The organism is Cupriavidus sp. 01L45, assembly GCF_056399885.1.
Window position 1 is genome coordinate 79453 of record NZ_JBFTSG010000006.1, and the last position, 20218, is coordinate 99670.

General features: G+C 67.9%; 17 protein-coding genes. 7 read left to right on the plus strand and 10 right to left on the minus strand.

The genetic code is table 11. The features are described 5' to 3' along the window. Nucleotides 1-6 precede the first annotated feature (6 nt). From AC1DT6_RS05810 to AC1DT6_RS05835, 6 genes are all read left to right on the plus strand, one after another. Nucleotides 7-1518: a DUF4178 domain-containing protein gene (locus AC1DT6_RS05810; protein WP_477114552.1), complete on the plus strand. Its 1512-nt coding sequence runs from the start codon at nt 7-9 to the stop codon at nt 1516-1518. A gap of 6 nt (nt 1519-1524) precedes the next feature. Then, nucleotides 1525-1695 (plus strand): hypothetical protein, encoded by a 171-nt coding sequence (locus AC1DT6_RS05815; RefSeq protein ID WP_441637182.1) that lies wholly within the window; start codon nt 1525-1527, stop codon nt 1693-1695. 10 nt (nt 1696-1705) lie between these two features. Continuing rightward, nucleotides 1706-2083 carry an adenosylmethionine decarboxylase gene (gene speD / locus AC1DT6_RS05820; RefSeq protein WP_441637180.1) on the plus strand — a complete coding sequence of 126 codons (378 nt, stop codon included), beginning with the start codon at nt 1706-1708 and terminating at the stop codon, nt 2081-2083. A 117-nt stretch (nt 2084-2200) separates the two neighbouring features. Next, nucleotides 2201-2641 (plus strand): Cd(II)/Pb(II)-responsive transcriptional regulator, encoded by a 441-nt coding sequence (locus AC1DT6_RS05825; protein WP_045242294.1) that lies wholly within the window; start codon nt 2201-2203, stop codon nt 2639-2641. Nucleotides 2642-3160: 519 nt separating this feature from the next. After that, nucleotides 3161-3580 (plus strand): nucleoside diphosphate kinase regulator, encoded by a 420-nt coding sequence (gene rnk / locus AC1DT6_RS05830; protein ID WP_441637178.1) that lies wholly within the window; start codon nt 3161-3163, stop codon nt 3578-3580. Between the two features lie 419 nt (nt 3581-3999). Next, nucleotides 4000-4350, plus strand: coding sequence for a hypothetical protein (locus AC1DT6_RS05835; RefSeq protein WP_441637176.1), 351 nt, complete (start codon nt 4000-4002; stop codon nt 4348-4350). Nucleotides 4351-4584: 234 nt separating this feature from the next. Here AC1DT6_RS05835 and AC1DT6_RS05840 read toward each other — a convergent pair whose 3' ends face one another. The 8 genes from AC1DT6_RS05840 to gcl form a co-directional block, all read right to left on the minus strand. Beyond that, nucleotides 4585-7683 carry an efflux RND transporter permease subunit gene (locus AC1DT6_RS05840; protein ID WP_441637174.1) on the minus strand — a complete coding sequence of 1033 codons (3099 nt, stop codon included), beginning with the start codon at nt 7681-7683 and terminating at the stop codon, nt 4585-4587. A gap of 143 nt (nt 7684-7826) precedes the next feature. After that, entirely contained in the window at nt 7827-8582 is a 756-nt protein-coding gene (locus AC1DT6_RS05845) for a TetR/AcrR family transcriptional regulator (RefSeq protein ID WP_477102468.1), read from the minus strand. Nucleotides 8583-8705: 123 nt separating this feature from the next. Then, nucleotides 8706-9599: a KPN_02809 family neutral zinc metallopeptidase gene (ypfJ, locus tag AC1DT6_RS05850; RefSeq protein ID WP_441636852.1), complete on the minus strand. Its 894-nt coding sequence runs from the start codon at nt 9597-9599 to the stop codon at nt 8706-8708. A gap of 101 nt (nt 9600-9700) precedes the next feature. Then, entirely contained in the window at nt 9701-11179 is a 1479-nt protein-coding gene (gene pyk / locus AC1DT6_RS05855) for a pyruvate kinase (RefSeq protein ID WP_035873150.1), read from the minus strand. A gap of 62 nt (nt 11180-11241) precedes the next feature. Next, nucleotides 11242-12555: a glycerate kinase type-2 family protein gene (locus AC1DT6_RS05860; RefSeq protein WP_477114553.1), complete on the minus strand. Its 1314-nt coding sequence runs from the start codon at nt 12553-12555 to the stop codon at nt 11242-11244. Between the two features lie 89 nt (nt 12556-12644). After that, complete coding sequence (gene glxR / locus AC1DT6_RS05865) at nt 12645-13571, minus strand: 2-hydroxy-3-oxopropionate reductase (protein WP_441636848.1); 927 nt, start codon at nt 13569-13571, stop codon at nt 12645-12647. 52 nt (nt 13572-13623) lie between these two features. Next, on the minus strand, nt 13624-14406 hold the full coding sequence (gene hyi / locus AC1DT6_RS05870) for a hydroxypyruvate isomerase (protein WP_441636846.1): 783 nt from the start codon (nt 14404-14406) through the stop codon (nt 13624-13626). Between the two features lie 130 nt (nt 14407-14536). Continuing rightward, on the minus strand, nt 14537-16312 hold the full coding sequence (gene gcl, locus AC1DT6_RS05875) for a glyoxylate carboligase (protein WP_441636844.1): 1776 nt from the start codon (nt 16310-16312) through the stop codon (nt 14537-14539). Between the two features lie 358 nt (nt 16313-16670). On the opposite strand from gcl, the gene AC1DT6_RS05880 reads away from it, so the two are divergent. Beyond that, nucleotides 16671-17621 carry a hypothetical protein gene (locus AC1DT6_RS05880; protein WP_441636842.1) on the plus strand — a complete coding sequence of 317 codons (951 nt, stop codon included), beginning with the start codon at nt 16671-16673 and terminating at the stop codon, nt 17619-17621. On the opposite strand, the gene AC1DT6_RS05885 is transcribed toward AC1DT6_RS05880, so the two are convergent. Both AC1DT6_RS05885 and AC1DT6_RS05890 read right to left on the minus strand, forming a co-directional pair. Further along, nucleotides 17606-18817, minus strand: coding sequence for a M20 aminoacylase family protein (locus AC1DT6_RS05885; RefSeq protein ID WP_441636840.1), 1212 nt, complete (start codon nt 18815-18817; stop codon nt 17606-17608). The two genes, AC1DT6_RS05880 and AC1DT6_RS05885, sit on opposite strands and share 16 nt — an antisense overlap. A gap of 41 nt (nt 18818-18858) precedes the next feature. Further along, on the minus strand, nt 18859-20169 hold the full coding sequence (locus AC1DT6_RS05890; protein WP_441636838.1) for an MFS transporter: 1311 nt from the start codon (nt 20167-20169) through the stop codon (nt 18859-18861). Nucleotides 20170-20218 lie beyond the last annotated feature (49 nt).

Here is a 20218-nt window from a genome sequence, read left to right on the forward strand (position 1 = left end):
GGACGCATGCAAGAAATCAATTGCCCAAGTTGCGGCGCGCCGGCGGCCTTTCGCTCGTCGGCCGCCGTGATGGTGGTGTGCGAGTACTGCCACAGCACGCTGCTCAAGGACGCCGACACGGTCAGGGACATCGGCAAGATGTCCGCCGTGCTGGAGGACTACACGCCGCTGCAGCTCCATACCTCGGGCCAGTGGGATGGCCAGGGCTTCACGCTGGTCGGCCGCATCCAGCTGCGCTACGACGCCGGGCTGTGGAACGAGTGGTATGTGCTGTTCGACGACGGCAGCGACGGCTGGCAGGCCGATGCCTCCGGCCAGTACATGCTGACCCGGCGCGTCACGGCCGAGCAATCCGCCGCCCAGCTCAACGGCGTGACGCTGCCGCGCCATGACCAGCTCACGCCGGGCACGCCCCTGTACTTCGACAAGCATCGCTACCTGGCCAGCGATGTGCGCAGCGCGCGCTGCACCGGTGGCCAGGGCGAACTGCCGTTCACGGTCGGCGCGGGCTGGACCGCGCAGGTGGCGGACTTCCGCGACGAGGGCCGTTTCCTGACGCTCGACTACGCCGACGGCGATCCGCCGGCCATCTATACCGGCCAGGCGGTCAAGCTCGACCAGCTCAAGTGCCAGCTGCTGCGCGAGACCGACCAGATCGCCGGCACCGCCGACCGCTATCGGGGCAAGGCCGTGCCGCTGGCCTGCCCGGGCTGTGGCGGCGCCATCGCCTACCGCGCGGGCGTGGCCAGCTTCGTGGTCTGCCCGAGTTGCCACAGCGAGATCGATTGCACCACCTCGACCGCGCTGGTGCTGGAGAAGCAGCGCGAGCTGGATGCGCTGCGGACCAGCCTGGCGCCGGGCGATACCGGCAGCATCGACGGCAAGCCCTACACGGTGCTGGGGCTGATGCAATGCACCGACAACGACGAGGACGAAGCCTCCACCTGGGTCGAGTACCTGCTGTTCAACGAGCAGCGCGGCCTGATGTGGCTGGTCGAACAGGACAGCGGCTGGGACCGGGTCGAGGTGCTCGACACCTGGCCGCGCATGGTGTCCGGTACCGCCGCGAGCTACCAGGGCCAGACCTTCCAGCAGGGCTACGACTACCAGAGCGAGGTGCTGTACGCGGCCGGCACCTTCAACTGGCACGTCAAGGTGGGCGACACTACGCGCCTGACCGAGTTCGGCAAGCCCGCGCGCCGGCTCACGCGCGAGACTTCCGATACAGAGATCGTCTGGACCTTGTCCACCACCGTGCCGCGCTCCCAGGTCGCGCTGTGGTTCAAGTCCAGCCCCGGGCTGGCCGAGGCGGCCCGGGCCTCGCCCGGCACGCGCGCGGGCAGCACCGATGACCTCGCTTTTTGCCGCAAGAGCGCCAAGGTCTACGCCATCCTCCTCGCGATCCTCAACGTGCCGGTGGCCCTTGTCACCGACCGCGGATGGTTCACCATCGTCGTCGGCTTCCTGCTGCTGTGGGCGCCGATCTGGCTGGTCCAGCGCTGGGCCGGAAAGGACTAAGACAGCGTGCGTCTGCTTTACCTCGTCTACGGCATCATCGTGCTGTTCGGCACGACCTTCTTCAACATCGGCGATACCGGCCGCTCGGGCTCTTCCTCGGGCTATAGCAGTGCGCGCGGCTGGAGTGGCGGCTCTTCCGGCTCCAGCGGCTGGTCCTCCGGCGGCGGACACAAGTGAGCGCGCAGGCATGAATGCGCCGGCGTTACCCTGTCCGGCCGTGCTCGGCCACCACCTGCTGGCCGACCTGCAAGGCGTGGCCAGCGAACTGCTGGCCGATGCCGCCCTGGTCGAGCGCGTGCTTTACCAGGCGGCGCAGGCCGCCGGCGCCACCGTGGTCGATGCGCGCTTCCGGCATTTCGGGCCGGGCCTTGGCGTGACCGGGGTGTTGCTGCTCAAAGAATCGCATATCAGCATCCATACCTGGCCGGAATACGGCTTTGCCGCCGTGGATGTCTTCATGTGCGGCGCCGCCCGGCCCGAACTGGCGGTGGAAGTGGTGCGCGCGGCCTTCGCGCCGCGTGCGCTCACCTTGCGCGACCAGGCACGAGGACCGGCCCCGGCCTGAGCCGCTGCGTCCAGCTTCCAGAGAGCTGGCAAGACCCGCCCCCGTGGTCTACACTGCATACGACCCTGTAATTACTACGGGGATTTTGCTTGGGTGCAGGAGTGATCTGGAGTCGGCATGCGTATCGGTGAATTGGCAAAACACAGCAGTTGCGACGTGGAAACCATCCGCTACTACGAGCGCGAAGGGCTGCTTGACGCACCCCAGCGCGAGGACAACGGCTATCGCCGCTATGGCGACAGCCATCTGCTGCAGCTCAATTTCGTGCGCCACTGCCGCTCGCTGGGCATGAGCCTGTCCGACGTCCGGCGCCTGCGCGACTTCGAGCGGGATCCGACACTCGCCTGCGACGACATCAACGCCCTGCTGGATCGCCAGATCGAGCAGATCCATGCGCAGCGCGTTGCGCTCGAGGCCCTGGAGGGCCAATTGCGGGCGCTGCGCCACACCTGCGACCAGCCCCATCCGGCCAGCGAGTGCGGCATCCTGCAGAACCTGCAGCAGGCCGCGGCCGGCGCCGCCTGCGAATGCCATCCGCATGCCGTGGATCAAGGCTAGGGTTGCGCCCCGGTGCTGAACGGTGCCGGCTATGCTACGATTCCTCAACTTGCCGCGCACCAAGCTGGTGAAAAGCGCGGCGGCACGGTCCCGCGACGAGACATTTGAGTGAGCCATTGCTCTCATCGATCCCACCGCGTGGCGCGCTTTCCCGAATTTCCATCCAATAGTTGCCGCACGTAAATGACGCTTAGCTGCCTGTCGCTGACCGCTGTCGAGCTTGCCCGTATCGGGCAGGCCGGCGCGTCCGCGCGCGTAGCGCAGGCGCCGCGCGCGCAAGCCACACAGGCTATTGCCTGCCGCCGGATCAGCGCACCGCTTGATCCTGCCCGGTTCCCAGCCTGACGTTCCCCCCAACGCAGGCAAGCGCCGAACCGGGCCGAGTCACTCCCTGTTCGCGGTTTTCCCGCCGTTCCTGACGGCCCCTTATTCCATGACCTAGCAGTGCCCGGAGCCGATCCATGACGGATCGCTCCAGCCGCCCTGGGTCGCCGCATCGCCACTTAGCGAGGATTCATCATGACGGCTTCGTCCAAGCAACAACCGACCCTTTACCTTACCGAGCTCGACGTAACCCGCCTCGAGCGCATTGCCGGGCGTGCCGGCGCCGCCCCGCTGGCCGAGATGCTCGACAGCATCCTGGAGCGCGCCGCCATCGTGCCGGCCGATGCCATTCCGAAGGATGTCGTCACCATGAACTCCAGCATGCTGTGCGTGCTGGAAGGCGAGGCCACGCCGCGCCGCTGGACCCTGGTGTATCCGGACACCGCGGATTTCGACGAGGGCCGGCTGTCGGTGCTGTCGCCGATCGGCCGCGTCCTGCTGGGGGCGCGCGCCGGCCAGACCGTGAGCTACCGCCTGCCGGACGGACGCGAGCAAAGCGTCACGGTGGTCGAATTGTCGTTCCAGCCCGAGGCCAACGGCCAGTACACCGTTTAAGGCCGCAGCAGGCACATTCAGGGCATCTCACGTGCGCTTTCAGGACGCCGATCGCGGCGTCCTCGCGCGCCGCAGGCAGCGTTGCGCACACCGGTCCCACGAGCGCCCGCGCGCACCGTTGCCCGGCGCTAGACGGCCTCCAGCCTGGGCTGGCAGGCTATCGCACCGCGCGCCAGGCGCTTGCGCCACGCCGTTTCCACGTCCCGGCTGCGCCATCCGGCGGCCAATCCGCGCCGTTCGTCCGCACTTCCAGCGTTTCACGACTCGCAACGCACCATTCGTCGCAGTGGTATTTCTCCTTGCGCGCCCAGCCACTAATCTTCAGTCCGTGCTCGCATAGCAACATAGATTGCCAAAGAGCAGCAAGTAACTGCGGCTTAAAACAAAAGCGACAAAACAATCAGTTGAAGGAGTCCCAAATGAATGCCAAACGCATCCTGGGCAGCGCGTTAGCAGTGCTTTTGGTGGCCGGATCGGCCGCGGCACTGGCGGCCCCCGCCACCAGCAAGGTCGGCAAGTTCGACGTCTATGCCGATGCGTTGCGCACCGGCAAGTTCGATCCGTTCGTTGACGGCGCCAAGCAAGGCAAGTTCGATACGTTCTCCGACGGCGCCCGCGCCGGCAAGTACGACCCGTACACCGACGGCGCCAAGCAAGGCAAGTTCGACACGTTCACCGATGGCGCGCGCGCCTTCAGTGGCGAAATCTCTGCCAGCTCGCTGGATAATTCGCGCTCCGGCGACGGATCGCTGTAYGGCTATAAGGTCTGATCCAGACCTCGTGTTACCAGGCGGCCACTTAGGTGGCCGCCTCGGTTATGCACCTGTTTTCCCGCTTTATCTCCCACCTGCCCGGCTGACCTCCTCCTCCTTCTCTCTCCCGCCGGGTGGGTGATTTTTACCCGCCGCTCCCGCTGTACCTCCCGCTGTACATTCAATCCCTCCGGCCGTCCCGCAGTTCATCCCACCTTATTCCATAACGCCTCAAAGGCTGGCGCGCGCCCGTCATTCCCGCTCGCGCCGGGGACGCCGGCGCCCGATCAGGACATAGAGCAAGGGGACCGCCAGCGCGCCGATCACGGTCGCGCCAAGCATGCCGCCCAGCACCCCGGTGCCGACCGCGCCCTGCGCCGCCGCACCCGCTCCCGTGCTGATCGCCAGCGGCACCACGCCCAGGATAAAGGCCAGCGATGTCATCACCACCGGACGCAGCCGCTGCCGGGCGGCCTGGCTGGCAGCTTCGACCAGCCCCATGCCGCCGCGGCGCAACTGCTCGGCGTACTCCACCACCAGGATGGCGTTCTTGGCCGCCAGCCCCATGATCACGATCCCGCCCACCTTGAAGTAGACGTCGTTCGGCATCCCGCGCAGCCAGATCGCCGCCAGCGCGCCAAGCAGGCCGGCGGGCACGATCAACAGCACCGCCAGCGGCAGGGTCCAGTTTTCATAGAGCGCCACCAGGCACAGGAAGATGAACAGCAACGACAAGGCGAACAGCCAGGGCGCCTGCGCGCCGCTTTGCTGCTGCTCGAAGGCGCGCCCGGTCCAGCGCACGTCATAGGTGCCGCCCAGTTCGCGGACCATGGCCGTGAGCCGCTCCATCGCCGTGCCGGTGCTGTGGCCCGGCACCACGTCGGCGTTGATGCGCACCGAGGGGAGTCCGCTGAACCGCTCCAGCGTGGCTTCACCCTTGCCCCACACCAGTTCGGCGAAGGCGCCGAGCGAGACCATGCCGCCGCGCTCGTTGCGTACGTGCACGCGCGACAAGTGGGCGGGGTTCATCCGGTAAGGCGCGTCGGCCTGCAGGATCACCCGGCGGATACGGCCTTCGCGCGCCACTTCGTCGACGTAGCGCGAGCCCAGCGTGGCGGAAAGCGCATGGTGGATGGCCTCGGGCTCCACGCCGAAGCTGCGCGCGCGCTCGTAGTCGATGCGCAGGTCCAGCGCCGGCGCGGGCTGCGCCGTGGTGGCACGGACCTCGCCGAGCGCGGGTTCGTCCCTGGCCGCGGCAAGCAGCTTGTCGCGGGCGGCGAAGAGCGCCTCGCGTCCGGTGCCGGGCTGCGCGACCAGCCGCATGTCGAGGCCGCCGGTGCTGCCCAGTTCGGGCAAGGTAGCGCCGCCATAAGCGTAGAGCTGCGCGCGTCCCCGGCCTGGCCAGTCCTCAAGCGCAGCCGTCATCCTCGCCAGTAGCACGTCAGCGCGCTCCCCGGCACCGCGCCGCTCCCAGTCTTGCAGTGCCAGGTACAGGCTGGCGCGCTGTTCGCCGCTGCCGGAATTGCTCCAGCCCAGCACGGCAAAGGTGGAGCGCACCGGATACTTGCCGTCCTGCAGCCACTTCTCCAGCGCCGCCACGGTTGTGCGCGTCTCCTCCTGGGTGGAGCCTGCCGGCAGTTCCACATCGATCACAATCTCGCCCGTGTCCTCGTCCGGCAGGAAGCCGGCGGGGATCTGCCATATCAGCACGCCGCCAGCGACCGCCAGCGCCAGGTAGATGCCCAGCCAGCGCAGGCGGCGGCGCTGCAGCGCCTGCACCCATCCGGCATAGCGCGCGGTAAATGCCGTGAAACCGCGCTCGAACCACGCCAGCGGCCCGCGCACCGGATGCGGCGCATGGCGCAACAGGCTGGCGCACATGGCTGGCGCCAGCGAGAGCGCGAAGAACAGCGAGAAGGCAATGGAGATCGCCAGCGTGATGGCGAAATGCCGGTAGATCACGCCGACCGCGCTGCCCATGAACGCCATCGGCACGAAGACCGCGCACAGCACCAGCGTGACCGCCAGCAGCGCGCCCGACACCTCGCGCATCGAGCGGGCCGCCGCTTCCATCGCACCCACGCCTTCCTCGCGCATGATCCGCTCGACGTTTTCCACCACCACGATGGCGTCGTCCACCAGGATGCCGATCGCCAGCACCACGCCGAACAGCGTGATCACGTTCAGCGAGAGGCCGAACGCGTACAGGCAGGCGACGGTGCCAAGCAGCGACACCGGCACCACGATCACCGGGATCAGCGTGGCGCGCAGGTTGCCCAGGAACAGGTAGAGGATCAGGAAGACCAGCACCGTAGCTTCGCCCAGCGTGGTCAGCACGCGCCAGATGGAACGCTCGACGAACTGCGCGCTGTCGGACGAGATCTCATAGCGCACGCCCGCCGGAAAACTGCGCGCGGCTTCATCGAGCGCCGCGCGCACGGTGCGCGAAGTGGCCAGCACATTGGCGCCATCGGCCAGCTTGAGGCCGATCGAAGCCGCGACCTGGCCATCGTGGCGCGAGCCGTAGCGGTAGTCGCTGGCGCCCAGTTCCACCCGTGCCACGTCGCGCAGCCGCACCAGCGAGGCGTCGCTGCCGCCGCGCACCACGATGCGCTCGAACGCTTCCGGATCGCTCAGCGGCCGGGGCGGGCGCACCAGCGCCTGGAAGGGCTGGCCCGGCACCGCCGGCGCGCTGCCAAGCTGGCCGGGCGTGACATCGCCGTTGCGCGCCCTGATGCCCTGCTCCACGTCCGCGGCGGTGAGGCCGTAGGCGTTGAGCTTGTCCGGATCGAACCAGATGCGCAAGGCGTACTCGGATCCATAAGGCTCGGCCTTGCCGATGCCGGGCAGGCGGCGCAGCATCGGCAGCAGCGAGCCGGCGGCGAAATCGCCCAGCGCGGTTTCGTCGAGCTGGCCGCCATCGGAGACGAGCGAGACATACATGAAGGGGCTGCTGCTGGCCTGGTCCACAAAGATGCCGCCGCGGCGCACCGCTTCCGGCAACAGCGGTTCGGCCTGCATGACGCGGTTGCGCACATTGACCTGCGCCAGCTGCGCGTCGGTGCCCTGGCGGAAACCCAGCGTGATGGTGGCGGCGCCGCCCTCGCTGCTGGCATCGAGGTAGAGCAGGCCGGGGATGCCATGCATCTGCTGCTCCAGCACGGCGGTCACGGCGTCCTCCACGGTGCGTGCCGAAGCGCCGGCATAGTCGGCATAGACGATCACGGTGGGCGGCGCCACCGCCGGATACTGGGCGATGGGAATGCGCGTGAGGGCAATCAGGCCCGCCACCATGGTGAGGATGGCAATGACCCACGCGAAGGCGGGCCGGCGAAGGAAGAAGGACGCCATGACAGATTCGGTTATCTGGCACCGGCGCGACAGCGGGCCGCGGATCCGGTGCGATGGAACGTGGGACGGCGCGCTAACTGTACGGATAGCGCCGTGAGGCGAAACAGCAGGAGGGGGGAGGGTTGCCGTGGGGTCCGGCGACCCTAATGGGCAGGCAGCGCGAAACCACGCAACAGTGCTGCCAGCAACACCCGCTGGCGATGCGCCAGCGGCCGCCGGTTCTCGCGCGGCAGGTGCTCGAAAGTGATGTCGAGCGCGGCCAGCCCGTGAACGGCGGTCCACAGCGCGTCGGTGACGTCGCCGGCGTCATGCCCGGCATCGATCAGCGCGGCGGCCTGCTGGTCGCGCACGCAAGCCAGCAGCACGGCGGCCACCGGGTCCTCGGGGAAACGCTCGCGCCAGCGCTGGTCGATCGCGCGTTCGGCGTCGGCCGGCAGGCCCATCATCATCATCAGGTGATAGCTGTGGCGATGGGCCAGGGCCCACGCCACGTAAGCGTCCAGCACCGCCGGCAGGACCTCGGCGGCCGTGCGGGCGGCGGCCCGGGCCTCGGCCAGCGCGGCCGCCAGCCGTACCCAGTCCTGCGCGCACACCTCGAACAGGAGTGCGGTCTTGTCTTCGAAATGCCGGTAGATGGCGGCGGCGCTATAACCGCAGCGCTCGCCGATGCGGCGCAGCGTGACCCCGGCGAAGCCAGCCTCCGCGAACAGCGCGCGGGCGGCGTTGAAGAAGGCCTCGCGCACGCTCTCGCGGCGCTGCGCGGCACCAGCCGCACGTGCCGCGGGCGGCCGCACAGGCACGCCGGCGCGCGCGGCAAGCGGCACGGCTGGCGTGCTGCCGGACGGCACGGCGGCGGGCTGGGCTTGCAGGCTGGGTTGCGGCGGGCGGGCGGAGGGCATGGCCGCGATTATAAACAATCAGTCACTTTGTGAACAATGTTTACACAACGGATCAGGCACTTTTCCTTTCCCCGCCCTGGTGGGGGGGCGGGCTTCCGGCCGGTCAATGCGGACGCGCGGGGCTCAGAGTTGCCGGGCCGCGAAGGTATCGCACTTGCGGATGTCGCCGGTAGTCAGTCCCTGGCGCAGCCAGCGCGTGCGCTGCTCGCTGGTGCCGTGGGTGAACGCTTCGGGGACGACATAGCCCTGGGCCTGCTTCTGCAGCCGGTCGTCGCCGATGGCGGCGGCGGCCTTGAGGCCTTCTTCGATATCGCCGGGTTCCAGCAGTTGCTGGTTCATGCGTTCCGCGGTGGCGGCCCACACGCCGGCCAGGCAATCGGCCTGCAACTCCACGCGCACCGACAACTGATTGGCCTGCGCCTCGCCCATGCGGCGGCGCGCGGCGTCGACCTTGCCGGACACGCCGAGCAGGTTCTGCACGTGGTGGCCGATTTCGTGGGCGATCACATACGCCTGGGCAAAGTCGCCGCCGGCGCCGAAGCGGCGGCGCAGTTCATCGTAGAAGGCCAGGTCGATATAGACCTTCTGGTCGCCCGGGCAGTAGAAGGGCCCCATGGCCGACTCGCCGGTGCCGCAGGCGGTGGGCGTGGCGCCGGAGAACAGCACCAGCGTGGGCGGCGCGTAGCGGCGGTTGAGGTCAGTCTCGAAAATATGCGACCAGGTGCGCTCGGTGTTGCCCAGCACCTTGCGCACGAACACCGTCATCTGGTCGTTGGCGGGCGGATGGCTGGGCACATGCTGCTGCTGCGGCGCCTGTTGCTGCGAACCCTGCAGCACCGAGGCGCCCTGCATGATCACGGAAGGATCGATGCCGAAGAAATACGACGCCGCCAGCGCCACCAGGATGGTGCCGATGCCGAGCGTCTTGGGCCCCACGCCGAAGCCGCCGAAACCGCCGGAACCCTCTCCCCGGCGGTCTTCTACATTCTGGCTTTCGGCTTCGTCATCGAGACGCATGGTGGCTCCGCATTGCTGGTTGATCGCTGCGGCCGGACAGTGGCCACAGTGTGTCGATCAGTATAGCAACGGCGTTGGCGCCGGCGCATGCGTGTGGTGTATCAGGCCGTAACCGCCGGCACCGTGCTGCCGGCGCCAAGCGCAAGCGCCTTGCCCGGCTCCGTGCCGCCGATCTCGGCCACCCGCAGCAGGTTCGTGGTGCCGCCCTGGCCGAACGGCATGCCAGCCGCGATGGTGATCTGGTCGCCCGGCGCGGCATAGCCTTCGGCCAGCGCGGCGCGGGTGGCCGCGTTCACCATCTCGTCGACGCTTTGCACATCGGGGCTGACGGTGGAATGCACGCCCCAGGCAAGCGCCAGCCGCCGCGCGATCTCCAGGTTCGGCGTGATGCTGACGATGGGCGCGTGCGGCCGCTCGCGCGCCGCGCGCAGCGCAGTGGAGCCCGACGAGGTGTAGGTCACGGTGGCGGCCGCGCCGATGATCTGCGTGACTTCGCGCAACGCGGCGCAGATCGCGTCCTGCCGGGTGGACAGCGGTGCTTCGTGCTGCGCGTCCAGCAGGTTGCGATAGAGCGGATCGCGCTCCACCTCGGCGATGATGCGGTCCATGATCGCCACCGCCGGTACCGGGTGGCGGCCGTTGGCCGATTCCGCCGACAGCATCACCGCATCGGCGCCGTCATAGATGGCGCTGGCCACATCGGAGGCTTCGGCGCGCGTGGGCACCGGCGAATCGATCATCGATTCCAGCATCTGCGTGGCGATGACGATGGGTTTGCCGTGCTGACGGCAGATGCGCAGGATGCGCTTCTGCACGCCCGGCACGCGCTCCGGCGGCAGCTCCACGCCGAGGTCGCCGCGCGCCACCATCACCGCATCGGAGACGCGCACGATTTCTTCCAGCTGTTGCAGCGCGGCGGGCTTCTCGATCTTGGACAGCACACCGGCGCGGGTGCCGATGATCTCGCGCGCTTCCACGATGTCGGCCGGACGCTGCACGAAGGACAGCGCGATCCAGTCGGCGCCGAGTTCCAGCGCGAAGTCGAGGTCCTTGCGATCCTTCTCGGTCAGCGCGGGGATCGGGATCACCGCGTCGGGCACGTTGACGCCCTTGCGATCGGAAAGCGTCCCGTGGTTCACCACGCGCGTGACGATGCTGCCGCTGGCCACCGACTCGATCTTCAGCTGCACCTTGCCGTCGTCGATCAGCAGCGACTGTCCCGGCGCCGCAACGCGGAACAGCTCGGGATGCGGCAGGTGCACGCGGGTAGCATCGCCCGGGCCGGGATCGCTGTCGAGCACGAACACGTCGCCGGCCTTGACCGCGACCTTGCCCGCGGCAAAGGTGCCGATGCGCAGCTTGGGCCCCTGCAGGTCGGCCAGCACGGCGATGGGGCGGCCGGTCTCGGCTTCGACCTGGCGCACGGCATCGTAGCGGCGCTTGTGGTCGTCGTGGGAGCCGTGGCTGAAGTTGAGGCGGAACACATCGGCCCCTGCCTCGAACAGCTGCCGGATCACCTCGATATCGGTGCTGGCCGGTCCGAGCGTGGCAACGATCTTGGCTTTGCGCTGGCGTCTCATTTTGTCTCCTCTTCCAATCTCGGGTGGCGCGCCCAGGGCGCGCCCTTGTTCAATCACGTGGCTTACACAATCAGGATGGCGCGGAAATCGTTCACGTTGGTACGGGTCGGGCCGGTGACGATGAGGTCGTCCAGGCCGGCGAAGAAACCGTAGCCATCGTTGTTGCCCAGGTGCGCGCGCGCAGACAGTCCGCGTGCCGCGGCACGGTTCAGCGTATCGGGCGCGAGCAACGCACCGGCGTTGTCTTCGGAGCCATCGATGCCGTCGGTGTCGCAGGCAATGGCATGCACACCCGGCAGGCCGTCCAGCGCGACGGCGAGCGCCAGCAGGAATTCGGCATTGCGCCCGCCGCGGCCGCTGCCGCGCACGGTCACCGTGGTTTCGCCGCCGGACAGGATCACGCAGGGCTTCCTGAACGGCTGGCCGTGCTGCGCGACCTGCCGCGCGATGGCGGCATGCACCAGCGCCACGTCGCGCGATTCGCCTTCCATGCTGTCGGACAGGATGTGCGCCTCGAAGCCAAGTTCGCGCGCACGCGCCGCCGCCGCTGCCAGCGATTGCTGCGCGGTGGCAAGCGTGGCGCTGCGATGGCCGTCGAAACGCGCGTCGCCAGGCTTGGGCGTTTCGCCCGCGCCGCTCTCCAGATGCGCGCGCACATTGGCCGGTACCTCGATGCCGTACTTGGCGATCACCGCCAGCGCGTCGGCGCAGGTGGTGGCGTCGGGCAGCGTCGGGCCGCTGGCGATCAGCGTGGGATCGTCACCGGGAATATCGGAAATCAAAAGGGTCTCGACGCGTGCCGGCGCACAGTGCAACGCCAGCCGGCCGCCCTTGAGCGCCGACAGGTGCTTGCGCACGCAATTCATCTCGCCGATGTTGGCGCCGCTCTTGAGCAGCGCGCGGCTTACGGCCTGCTTGTCGGCGAGCGTGATGCCGGGCGCGGGCGCGGCCAGCAGCGCGGAGCCGCCGCCGGAGATCAGGCACAGCACCAGGTCGTCGGCGGTGAGGCCCCTGACCAGTTCCACCATGCGCTGCGCGGCGCGCTGGCCGGCTTCATCGGGCACCGGGTGCGCGGCTTCCACGACCTCGATGCGGCGGCACGCCGCGCCGTGTCCATAGCGCGTCACCACCAGCCCCGACAGTTCACCTTGCCAGTGCGTCTCGACCGCCTGCGCCATCGCGGCGGCCGCCTTGCCCGCACCGATTACGACCGTGCGGCCCTTGGGCGGCGRCGGCAGTTGCGGCGGCAGGCAATGGCTGGCGCTGACGGCGGCGACCGCGGTATCGAACAGGTCACGCAGCAACGCGCGTGGATCGGAAAGACCGGCCGGGCGCTGGGGCACCCGCAGGGCGGAGTGGGAATCGGTGGCTAGCATGACGGAATCCGGAAGTGCTGCTTCCCCGGCCGTGCGTGGCCGGGGAATGATGCTGGCCTGCCAGGGCAGGCCATGATGGTGCTGCTGGCTTACTTGGCGCCGCCCTTGGCGATCTCATGGTTGGACATGATCTCGATGGCGCGGCACAGCGCCGAGTGGTCCTGCTTGGCCCAACCGTTGGCGGCGCAGGTGTTGAACAGCTCTTGCGCGGTGGCGGTGTTCGGCAGCGCCACGCCCAGCGCCTTGGCGCCTTGCAGGGCAAGGTTCAGGTCCTTCTGGTGCAGCTCGATGCGGAAGCCCGGATCGAAGGTACGCTTGACCATGCGCTCGCCGTGCACTTCCAGGATGCGCGAAGCCGCGAAGCCGCCCATCAGCGCCTGGCGCACGCGCGCCGGATCGGCGCCTGCCTTGGAGGCGAACAGCAGCGCTTCGGATACGGCCTGGATGTTCAGCGCCACGATGATCTGGTTGGCCACCTTGGTGGTCTGGCCGTCGCCGTTGCCGCCGACCAGCGTCACGTTCTTGCCCAGCAGGTCGAACAGCGGCTTGACCTCGTCGAACGACTCTTGCGGACCGCCCACCATGATGGTCAGCGATGCCGCCTTGGCGCCCACTTCGCCGCCTGAAACCGGCGCGTCCAGGTAGGCGGCGCCCAGCTTGTTGATGCGCGCGGCGAAGTCCTTGGTGGCGATCGGCGAGATCGAGCTCATGTCGACCACGATCTTCCCGTGCGCAGCTTCCTTGCCGGCAGCCTTGAGCGCGGCGGCCACGCCCTTTTCGGCAAACAGCACGGCTTCCACGTGCGGGGTGTCCGGCACCATGATCACGATGATGTCCGCCCGCTTGGCGACTTCCTCGGCGCTGGTGCAGACGGTGACGCCGGCATCGACCAGTGCCTGCGGCGCCGGGTTGACGTCGTGCACGAACAGCGTGTGCCCGGCAGCGCGCAGGTGGCCCGCCATCGGCGCGCCCATGATGCCCAGGCCGATGAATCCGACGTTGCGTTGGTTTGCCATGTGATGTCTCCTTGATGCGATCGTTGAATGTTTGTGGGTTTACTGGTTCTGCTTACTGCACGCCGTGTTCCGCGCGCCAGCCCAGGCCTTCGGTGGTGGTCGTGCGCGGCTTGTACTCGCAGCCGACCCAGCCGCCATAGCCGATCTCGTCAAGCCACTTGAACAGGAAGTGATAATTCAGCTCGCCGGTGCCCGGCTCGTTGCGGCCCGGGTTGTCGGCCAGCTGCACGTGCTTGATCTTCGGAAGATGCGCTTTCAGCGTGGCGGCGATTTCGCCCTCCATGCGCTGCATGTGATAGATGTCGTACTGCACGTAGAGGTTGGGCGCGTTGACCTGTTCGATCAGGTCCAGCGCCTGCTGCGTGCGCGACAGGAAGAAGCCGGGAATATCGAAGGTGTTGATCGGCTCGACCAGCAGATCGATCTGCTCGGCGGCGAGCGCCTGCGACGCGAAGCGCAGGTTTTCCACCAGCGTTTCCTGCGCCTGCTCGCGCTTGATGTTCTGCGGCTGGATGCCGACCAGGCAGTTCAGCTGGCGCACACCCAGCACCTTGGCGTACTTGATCGCTTCGCCCACGCCGTCCTGGAACTCGCCCACGCGGTCCGGGTGGCAGGCGATGCCGCGTTCGCCCGCTTCCCACTTGCCGGCCGGCAGGTTGTGCAGCACCAGGTCGAGCTGGAAGCGGTTGAGCCGGTCCGCGATCTGGTCAGCGTGGAAGGCGTACGGAAAGAGGAACTCCACGCCGCGGAAGCCCGCGCGCGCGGCGGCTTCGAAGCGGTCGAGGAAGGCCACTTCGTTGAACAGCATGGTCAGGTTGGCGGCAAGTTTTGGCATAGATGTCTCCGGGTGACTTGTCTTGTGGTTCCGCTCGCGCGGATGCGGTGATTGGGGGCGCGCTGATGCAGCGGTACTGATTTGCAGAAAGCGCGCGGGCTCATGGCCCGCGCTTGTCAGCCTGCGATGCTTACGCCGTTTCCACTTCTTCGCGGAGGATGGCTTCCTCGATGTCTTCGATCGGCTCGAACTCGTTGATGTTGTCGATCTCGGTGCCCATCGCGATATTGGTCACGCGTTCCAGGATCACCTCTACCACCACCGGCACCGAGAACTCGGCCATCAGGTCGCGGGCTTCGGCAAAGGCCGGTGCGATGTCCTCCGGCTTGAACACGCGGATCGCCTTGCAACCCAGGCCTTCCACAACCTTCACGTGGTCCACGCCGTAGCCGTTGAGTTCGGGCGAGTTGACGTTGTCGAAGGCGAGCTGCACGCAGTAGTCCATCTCGAAATTGCGCTGCGCCTGGCGGATCAGCCCGAGGTAGGAATTGTTCACCACCAGGTGGATGTACGGCACCTTGAACTGCGCGGCCACAGCCAGCTCTTCGATCATGAACTGGAAGTCGTAGTCGCCCGAGATGGCCACCACATCCGATTGCGGCGAGGCCACCTTCACGCCGATCGCGGCGGGAATGGTCCAGCCCAGCGGGCCGGCCTGGCCGCAGTTGATCCAGTGGCGCGGCTCGTTGACGGAGAGGAACTGCGCGGCGGCGATCTGCGACAGGCCGATGGTGGACACGTAACGCACATCGCGCGGGAAGTACTGGTTCATCTCGCGGTACACGCGCTGCGGCTTGACCGGCACGTTGTCGAAGTCGCTCTTGCGCTGCATGGTGCGGCGGCGCTTCTGCACATCCGCCACCCAGCTCTTGCGGCACGGCAGGCGGCCGGCCATCTTCATTTCACGCGCCACTTCCACGAACTGTTCCAGCGCGGCCTTGGCGTCGGAGACGATGCCCAGGTCCGGGCCGAACACGCGGCCGATCTGGGTGGGCTCGATATCCACGTGCACGAACTTGCGGCCCTTGGTGTAGACCTCGACGCTGCCCGTGTGGCGGTTGGCCCAGCGGTTGCCGATGCCGAGCACGAAGTCCGAGGCCAGCATCGTGGCGTTGCCGTAGCGGTGCGAAGTCTGCAGCCCGACCATGCCGGCTTGCAGCGGGTGGTCGTCGGCCAGCACGCCCCAGCCCATCAGCGTCGGGACCACCGGCACGTTGACCAGCTCGGCGAATTCCACCAGCAGCTCGGCCGCATCGGCGTTGATCACGCCGCCGCCGCACACGATCAGCGGGCGCTCGGCCGCGTTGAGCATGGCGATGGCCTTCTCGATCTGCGGGCGCGAGGCAACCGGCTTGTACGGGGCGAGCGGCTGGTAGGTTTCCGGATCGAACTCGATTTCGGCGACCTGCACGTCGAAGGGCAGGTCGATCAGCACCGGACCCGGACGGCCCGAGCGCATCAGGTGGAAGGCTTGCTGGAACACTTGCGGCACCAGCGCCGGCTCGCGCACGGTCACGGCCCACTTGGTCACCGGCTTGGCGATCGATTCGATATCGACGGCCTGGAAGTCCTCCTTGTACAAGCGGGCGCGCGGCGCCTGGCCGGTGATGCAGAGAATGGGAATGGAGTCAGCCCAGGCCGAGTACAGGCCGGTGATCATGTCGGTGCCGGCGGGACCCGAGGTGCCGATACACACGCCGATATTGCCGGCCTCCGCGCGGGTGTAGCCCTCGGCCATATGCGAGGCGCCTTCCACGTGGCGGGCCAGGAAATGGTCGATGGTGCCGGCACGGCGCATGGCCGAGTAGAACGGGTTGATGGCGGCGCCGGGCACGCCGAACGCGGTGGTGATACCTTCTTTTTCCAGCACGGCAATGGCCGCGTCGACTGCTCTCATCTTCGGCATGTCTGTCTCCAATCGTTGATGCGATGTTTTGTGAAAAGCTGTGAATTGCTGCGAATCACTGTTGGAGCCCATGCTATTCCCGCAAGCGGGTTGGGATAAAGGGAAGGGAGATCAGTTGATTCGATACCTGTGATATCGAATGCGGCCGCGGGGCACTGAAACCACCATTGCCGGACGGTGCCGGGCCCGCGCCATTGCCATACGTTGTGTGACGGCAACGATACGTGGGAATTTGCGGTAAAAGGCCTGCCCACGCCCCCGGCGCCCCCCCGTTTGGCACGCCAAATGGCGACAATGTGCGGGTATCGCGCCAGTGCTCTCGCACCGCGTGGAACCCTCCATTGCCAACCGAATCGCCATGCTGACCAGGCTCCCTCCCACCCGAGAGCTGCTCGACGCGCTCAAGCGGAAGCCGCCCGCCGTATCCGATACCGCCGGTTCGCCCGCGGCCGCCATGAACCTGGAGCGGCTGCAGCGCGGCCTGCTGGGGCTGTTCTGGGCTTGTTCGCTGGCCGCGCTGCTGGCGACCGGCGCGGTGCTGTACACCAGGTATCAGATCAGGCAGACGCCGGCGCCGTGGCAGGCGCGGCTGGTCTATTGCCTGCTGGGGGGCAGCGTGGCGGGACTGGCGGCGCTGCTGCTGACGCACCTGCCCGCGCTCGCGCGCAGGTTGCGCGATCCGCTGGGCCAGCTGGCCGACCAGGTCGACCGGCACGATGAGGCGGAGAGCGCGCTGCTGCGCGCACTGGCGCGGATACCGGCCCAGGGGCTGCGCGCGCGGGCCCGGCGCGTGCATGCGCAATTGCGGATGTGGGAAGGGATAACGAAGACGATCGGGCTGCTGCTGGCGGTGAGCCCGTTCGCGCTGGCGCTGGTCACCGGGCTGGTCGAACTGCCGCACAAGGGCGGCAGCCTGTTGCCGCTGCTGTCGCTGTACGGCATAGCCTTCGTGCCCGGCGCGGCGCTGACGCTTTTCCTGCAACTGCAGGTCAGCCGGCCGCTGCGGCGGCTTGCCTACGTGCTGGCCGAAGCGGCCGAGATCAGTTCGCAGCTGGGGCGGGCGCCCGTGCAGGGCGCCGGTGCGCCGGCGGCTGCCACGGCGGCAACCGTACCCGTTACAGCGCCAGCCCCCGCGGTACCGTCGCCGGCGCCTGTTCCACCGGAGGTCCGCGACGCGTGGACACCAGGGGATCCAGGCTCGGCTTCGTCCGCGGAACAGCGGGAGGCGATCGAGGCGGTGGAGGCGGTGGAGGCGGAGGCGGACAGCGCAGCAGCGGGTCCGCCCACGCTATCTCACGCGGTCAGGTAAGTCTGCGCCAGGCGGACCCAGCAGGCCGCGCCCAGCGGCAGCACCTGGTCGTTGAAGTCGTAGCCGGGGTTATGCACCATGCAACCGCCGAACTCGCCTTCGCCGTTGCCGAGGATCAGGTAGCAGCCCGGCACCTCGTTCAGCATCCACGCGAAGTCCTCGCTGCCATTCAGGCCCTTGGGCGCTTGCGTCACGACCTTGTCGGCGCCGACAAGGTCGCTGCAAACCTGCTGCGCCAGCTTGGTTTCGCTCTCCGTGTTGACCATCGGCGGCGTCAGCTGGCGGTAGTCGATGAGCGCTTCCACGCCATGCGCCTGCGCGGTGAGGCTGACGATCTCGCGGATGCGCTGCTCCACCAGCGCGCGCGTTTCCGGGCGCGCGGCGCGCACGTTCAGGCCCAGCGTGACCGATTCCGGAATCACGTTATGGGTCGCGCCGCCGCGGATAAAGCCCACCGACAGCACCGCGGTATCGTCCGGCGCCACGTTGCGCGCCACCACGGTCTGCAGCGCGGTGACAATGGCCGCCGACGCGGCGATCGGATCCCGCGCGCGGTGGGGCATGGCGCCGTGCCCGCCCACGCCCTTGATGGTCACGTCCGCCACGTCGGACGACAGGCTCACCGGGCCCGGCAGCACCCGGAAGCTGCCGGCCGGCACGCCGGGCATATTGTGCAGGGCGAAGACCGCATCGCACGGGAAGCGCTCGAACAAGCCGTCCTCGATCATGGCGCGCGCGCCGCACAGGTTTTCCTCGTCGGGCTGGAAGATCAGGTTGAGCGTGCCATCGAAGTCGCGGCTGTCGGCCAGCGCCTTGGCGGCGGCCAGCAGGATGGCGGTGTGGCCGTCGTGGCCGCAGGCGTGCATCTTGCCCTGGTTCTTGCTGGCATAAGGCAGGCCCGTGGCCTCGACGATCGGCAGCGCGTCCATGTCGGCGCGGATGCCCAGGCGGCGCTTGCCGTTGCCCACCTTGAGCTGCCCGACAACGCCGCTCTTGCCGATGCCGGTATGCACCTCGTAGCCCCAGCTTTCCAGCAAGGTGGCAACGAGCTTGCTGGTGGCGCCCACCTCGAAGCCGAGTTCGGGCCGGGCGTGGATCTGGCGGCGGATGCCGATAAAGGTGTCGGCGTCGATCTGGATCTGCGGCAGCAGGTGCGGCAGCAACTGGAAGGGAGTCAGGGTGGGTTCGCGGGTCATTCTGTATTCCTTGGCTACGAAGCGGCAGGGGAGGAAAGGCTTTAGTCTTCTCGGGTTTCGCGGATCGTCAGCACCGCGAGGATGGTCACCGCGCCGCAGGCCATCATGTAGAAGGCCGGCGCCATCGGGTTGCCAGTCTTGGCCAGCATCCAGGTGACGATGAACTGGCAGGAGCCGCCAAACACCGTCACGCCCACCGCATAGATCACCGACAGGCCGCTGGCGCGCACCTTGGCCGGCAGGAGTTCCATCATCATCAGCAGCATCGGCGTGGAGCCCAGGTAGACGCTGGCGGTCAGCAGCGCGGACAGCGACAGCACCAGCGGCACGCTCGGGTAATGGGTCATCAGCCAGAACGCCGGATAGAGGCACACCAGCGTAAAGACCATCGAGCCCAGCACCAGCGGCTTGCGGCGCGGCAGGCGGTCGGCCAGGGTGCCGGCCAGCAGCGACATCACCAGGCACACCACACCCGTCACGCAGCCCGAGAGCAGCGACAGCGACGGCGGCAGATGCAGTTCCCGGATCATGTAGGTGGGCATGAAATACACCACCAGATAGGTGGCGACCGTGCCGCCGATGATGGTCAGGATGCCCTTGACCACGGTGCCGCCATGCTCGCGGAACAGCGTGCCGAGCGGGCTTGGGGCGTGCGGCTGGGCCGTGTGCGTCTCGTCCAGGTGCGCACGGATATACAGCCCCACCGGCGCGATCAGCAGGCCCAGCACGAAGGGCACGCGCCAGCCCCAGCTCTCCAGCGACGCCTGCGGCAGCACGCCATAAAGAATGGCGGCCGTGAGCGCGCCCAGCGTCGCCGCGATGCCCTGGCTGCCAAGTTGCCAGCTGACGCGAAAGCCGCGGCCCTTGACGCCGCCGGATTCCATCAGCATGGCGGTGGAAGCGCCGATCTCGCCGCCCAGCGAAAAGCCCTGCAGCAGGCGGCCGGCCACGATCATCAGCGGGCCGAACAGCCCGGCGAAAGCGTAGGTCGGGGCGAAGGCAAGGCACAGCGTGCCGAGTACCATCAGGCCGATGGTCAGCGTCATGGCGGCCTTGCGTCCGTGGCGGTCCGCGTAGTTGCCGATCACGAAGCCGCCCAGCGGCCGCATCACGAAGCCGATGCCGAACGTCGCCACCGCCAGCAGCAGCGAGCCGTAGGCGCTGCCGGACGGAAAGAACAGCTTGCCGATCAGCAGGGCGAAGAAGCTGTAGACGGTGAAGTCGTACATTTCCAGCGCATTGCCGATCGAGCAGGCGGCGATCAGGCGGAACTGGCTCTGGCGGGCCGGGCTGGCGGATATTGCCTGGGCAGGCGCCAGAGAAGGCGCGCCAGGCAGGGTGGCATCGTTCATGTCGGTGTCTCCACGAACTGGGTTGGGGGATCGGGCCGTGGAGGCCGGC

Excerpts from the sequence above, each read along its gene's own strand:
- AC1DT6_RS05810 (WP_477114552.1), top strand. The coding sequence starts at position 7 with ATGCAAGAAATCAATTGCCCAAGTTGCGGCGCGCCGGCGGCCTTTCGC.
- gcl (WP_441636844.1), bottom strand. The coding sequence starts at position 16,312 with ATGCCGAAGATGAGAGCAGTCGACGCGGCCATTGCCGTGCTGGAAAAA.
- AC1DT6_RS05890 (WP_441636838.1), bottom strand. The coding sequence starts at position 20,169 with ATGAACGATGCCACCCTGCCTGGCGCGCCTTCTCTGGCGCCTGCCCAG.
- AC1DT6_RS05840 (WP_441637174.1), bottom strand. The coding sequence starts at position 7,683 with ATGGCGTCCTTCTTCCTTCGCCGGCCCGCCTTCGCGTGGGTCATTGCC.
- AC1DT6_RS05845 (WP_477102468.1), bottom strand. The coding sequence starts at position 8,582 with ATGCCCTCCGCCCGCCCGCCGCAACCCAGCCTGCAAGCCCAGCCCGCC.
- pyk (WP_035873150.1), bottom strand. The coding sequence starts at position 11,179 with ATGAGACGCCAGCGCAAAGCCAAGATCGTTGCCACGCTCGGACCGGCC.
- rnk (WP_441637178.1), top strand. The coding sequence starts at position 3,161 with ATGACGGCTTCGTCCAAGCAACAACCGACCCTTTACCTTACCGAGCTC.
- AC1DT6_RS05825 (WP_045242294.1), top strand. The coding sequence starts at position 2,201 with ATGCGTATCGGTGAATTGGCAAAACACAGCAGTTGCGACGTGGAAACC.
- AC1DT6_RS05885 (WP_441636840.1), bottom strand. The coding sequence starts at position 18,817 with ATGACCCGCGAACCCACCCTGACTCCCTTCCAGTTGCTGCCGCACCTG.
- hyi (WP_441636846.1), bottom strand. The coding sequence starts at position 14,406 with ATGCCAAAACTTGCCGCCAACCTGACCATGCTGTTCAACGAAGTGGCC.
- ypfJ (WP_441636852.1), bottom strand. The coding sequence starts at position 9,599 with ATGCGTCTCGATGACGAAGCCGAAAGCCAGAATGTAGAAGACCGCCGG.
- glxR (WP_441636848.1), bottom strand. The coding sequence starts at position 13,571 with ATGGCAAACCAACGCAACGTCGGATTCATCGGCCTGGGCATCATGGGC.
- speD (WP_441637180.1), top strand. The coding sequence starts at position 1,706 with ATGAATGCGCCGGCGTTACCCTGTCCGGCCGTGCTCGGCCACCACCTG.
- AC1DT6_RS05880 (WP_441636842.1), top strand. The coding sequence starts at position 16,671 with ATGCTGACCAGGCTCCCTCCCACCCGAGAGCTGCTCGACGCGCTCAAG.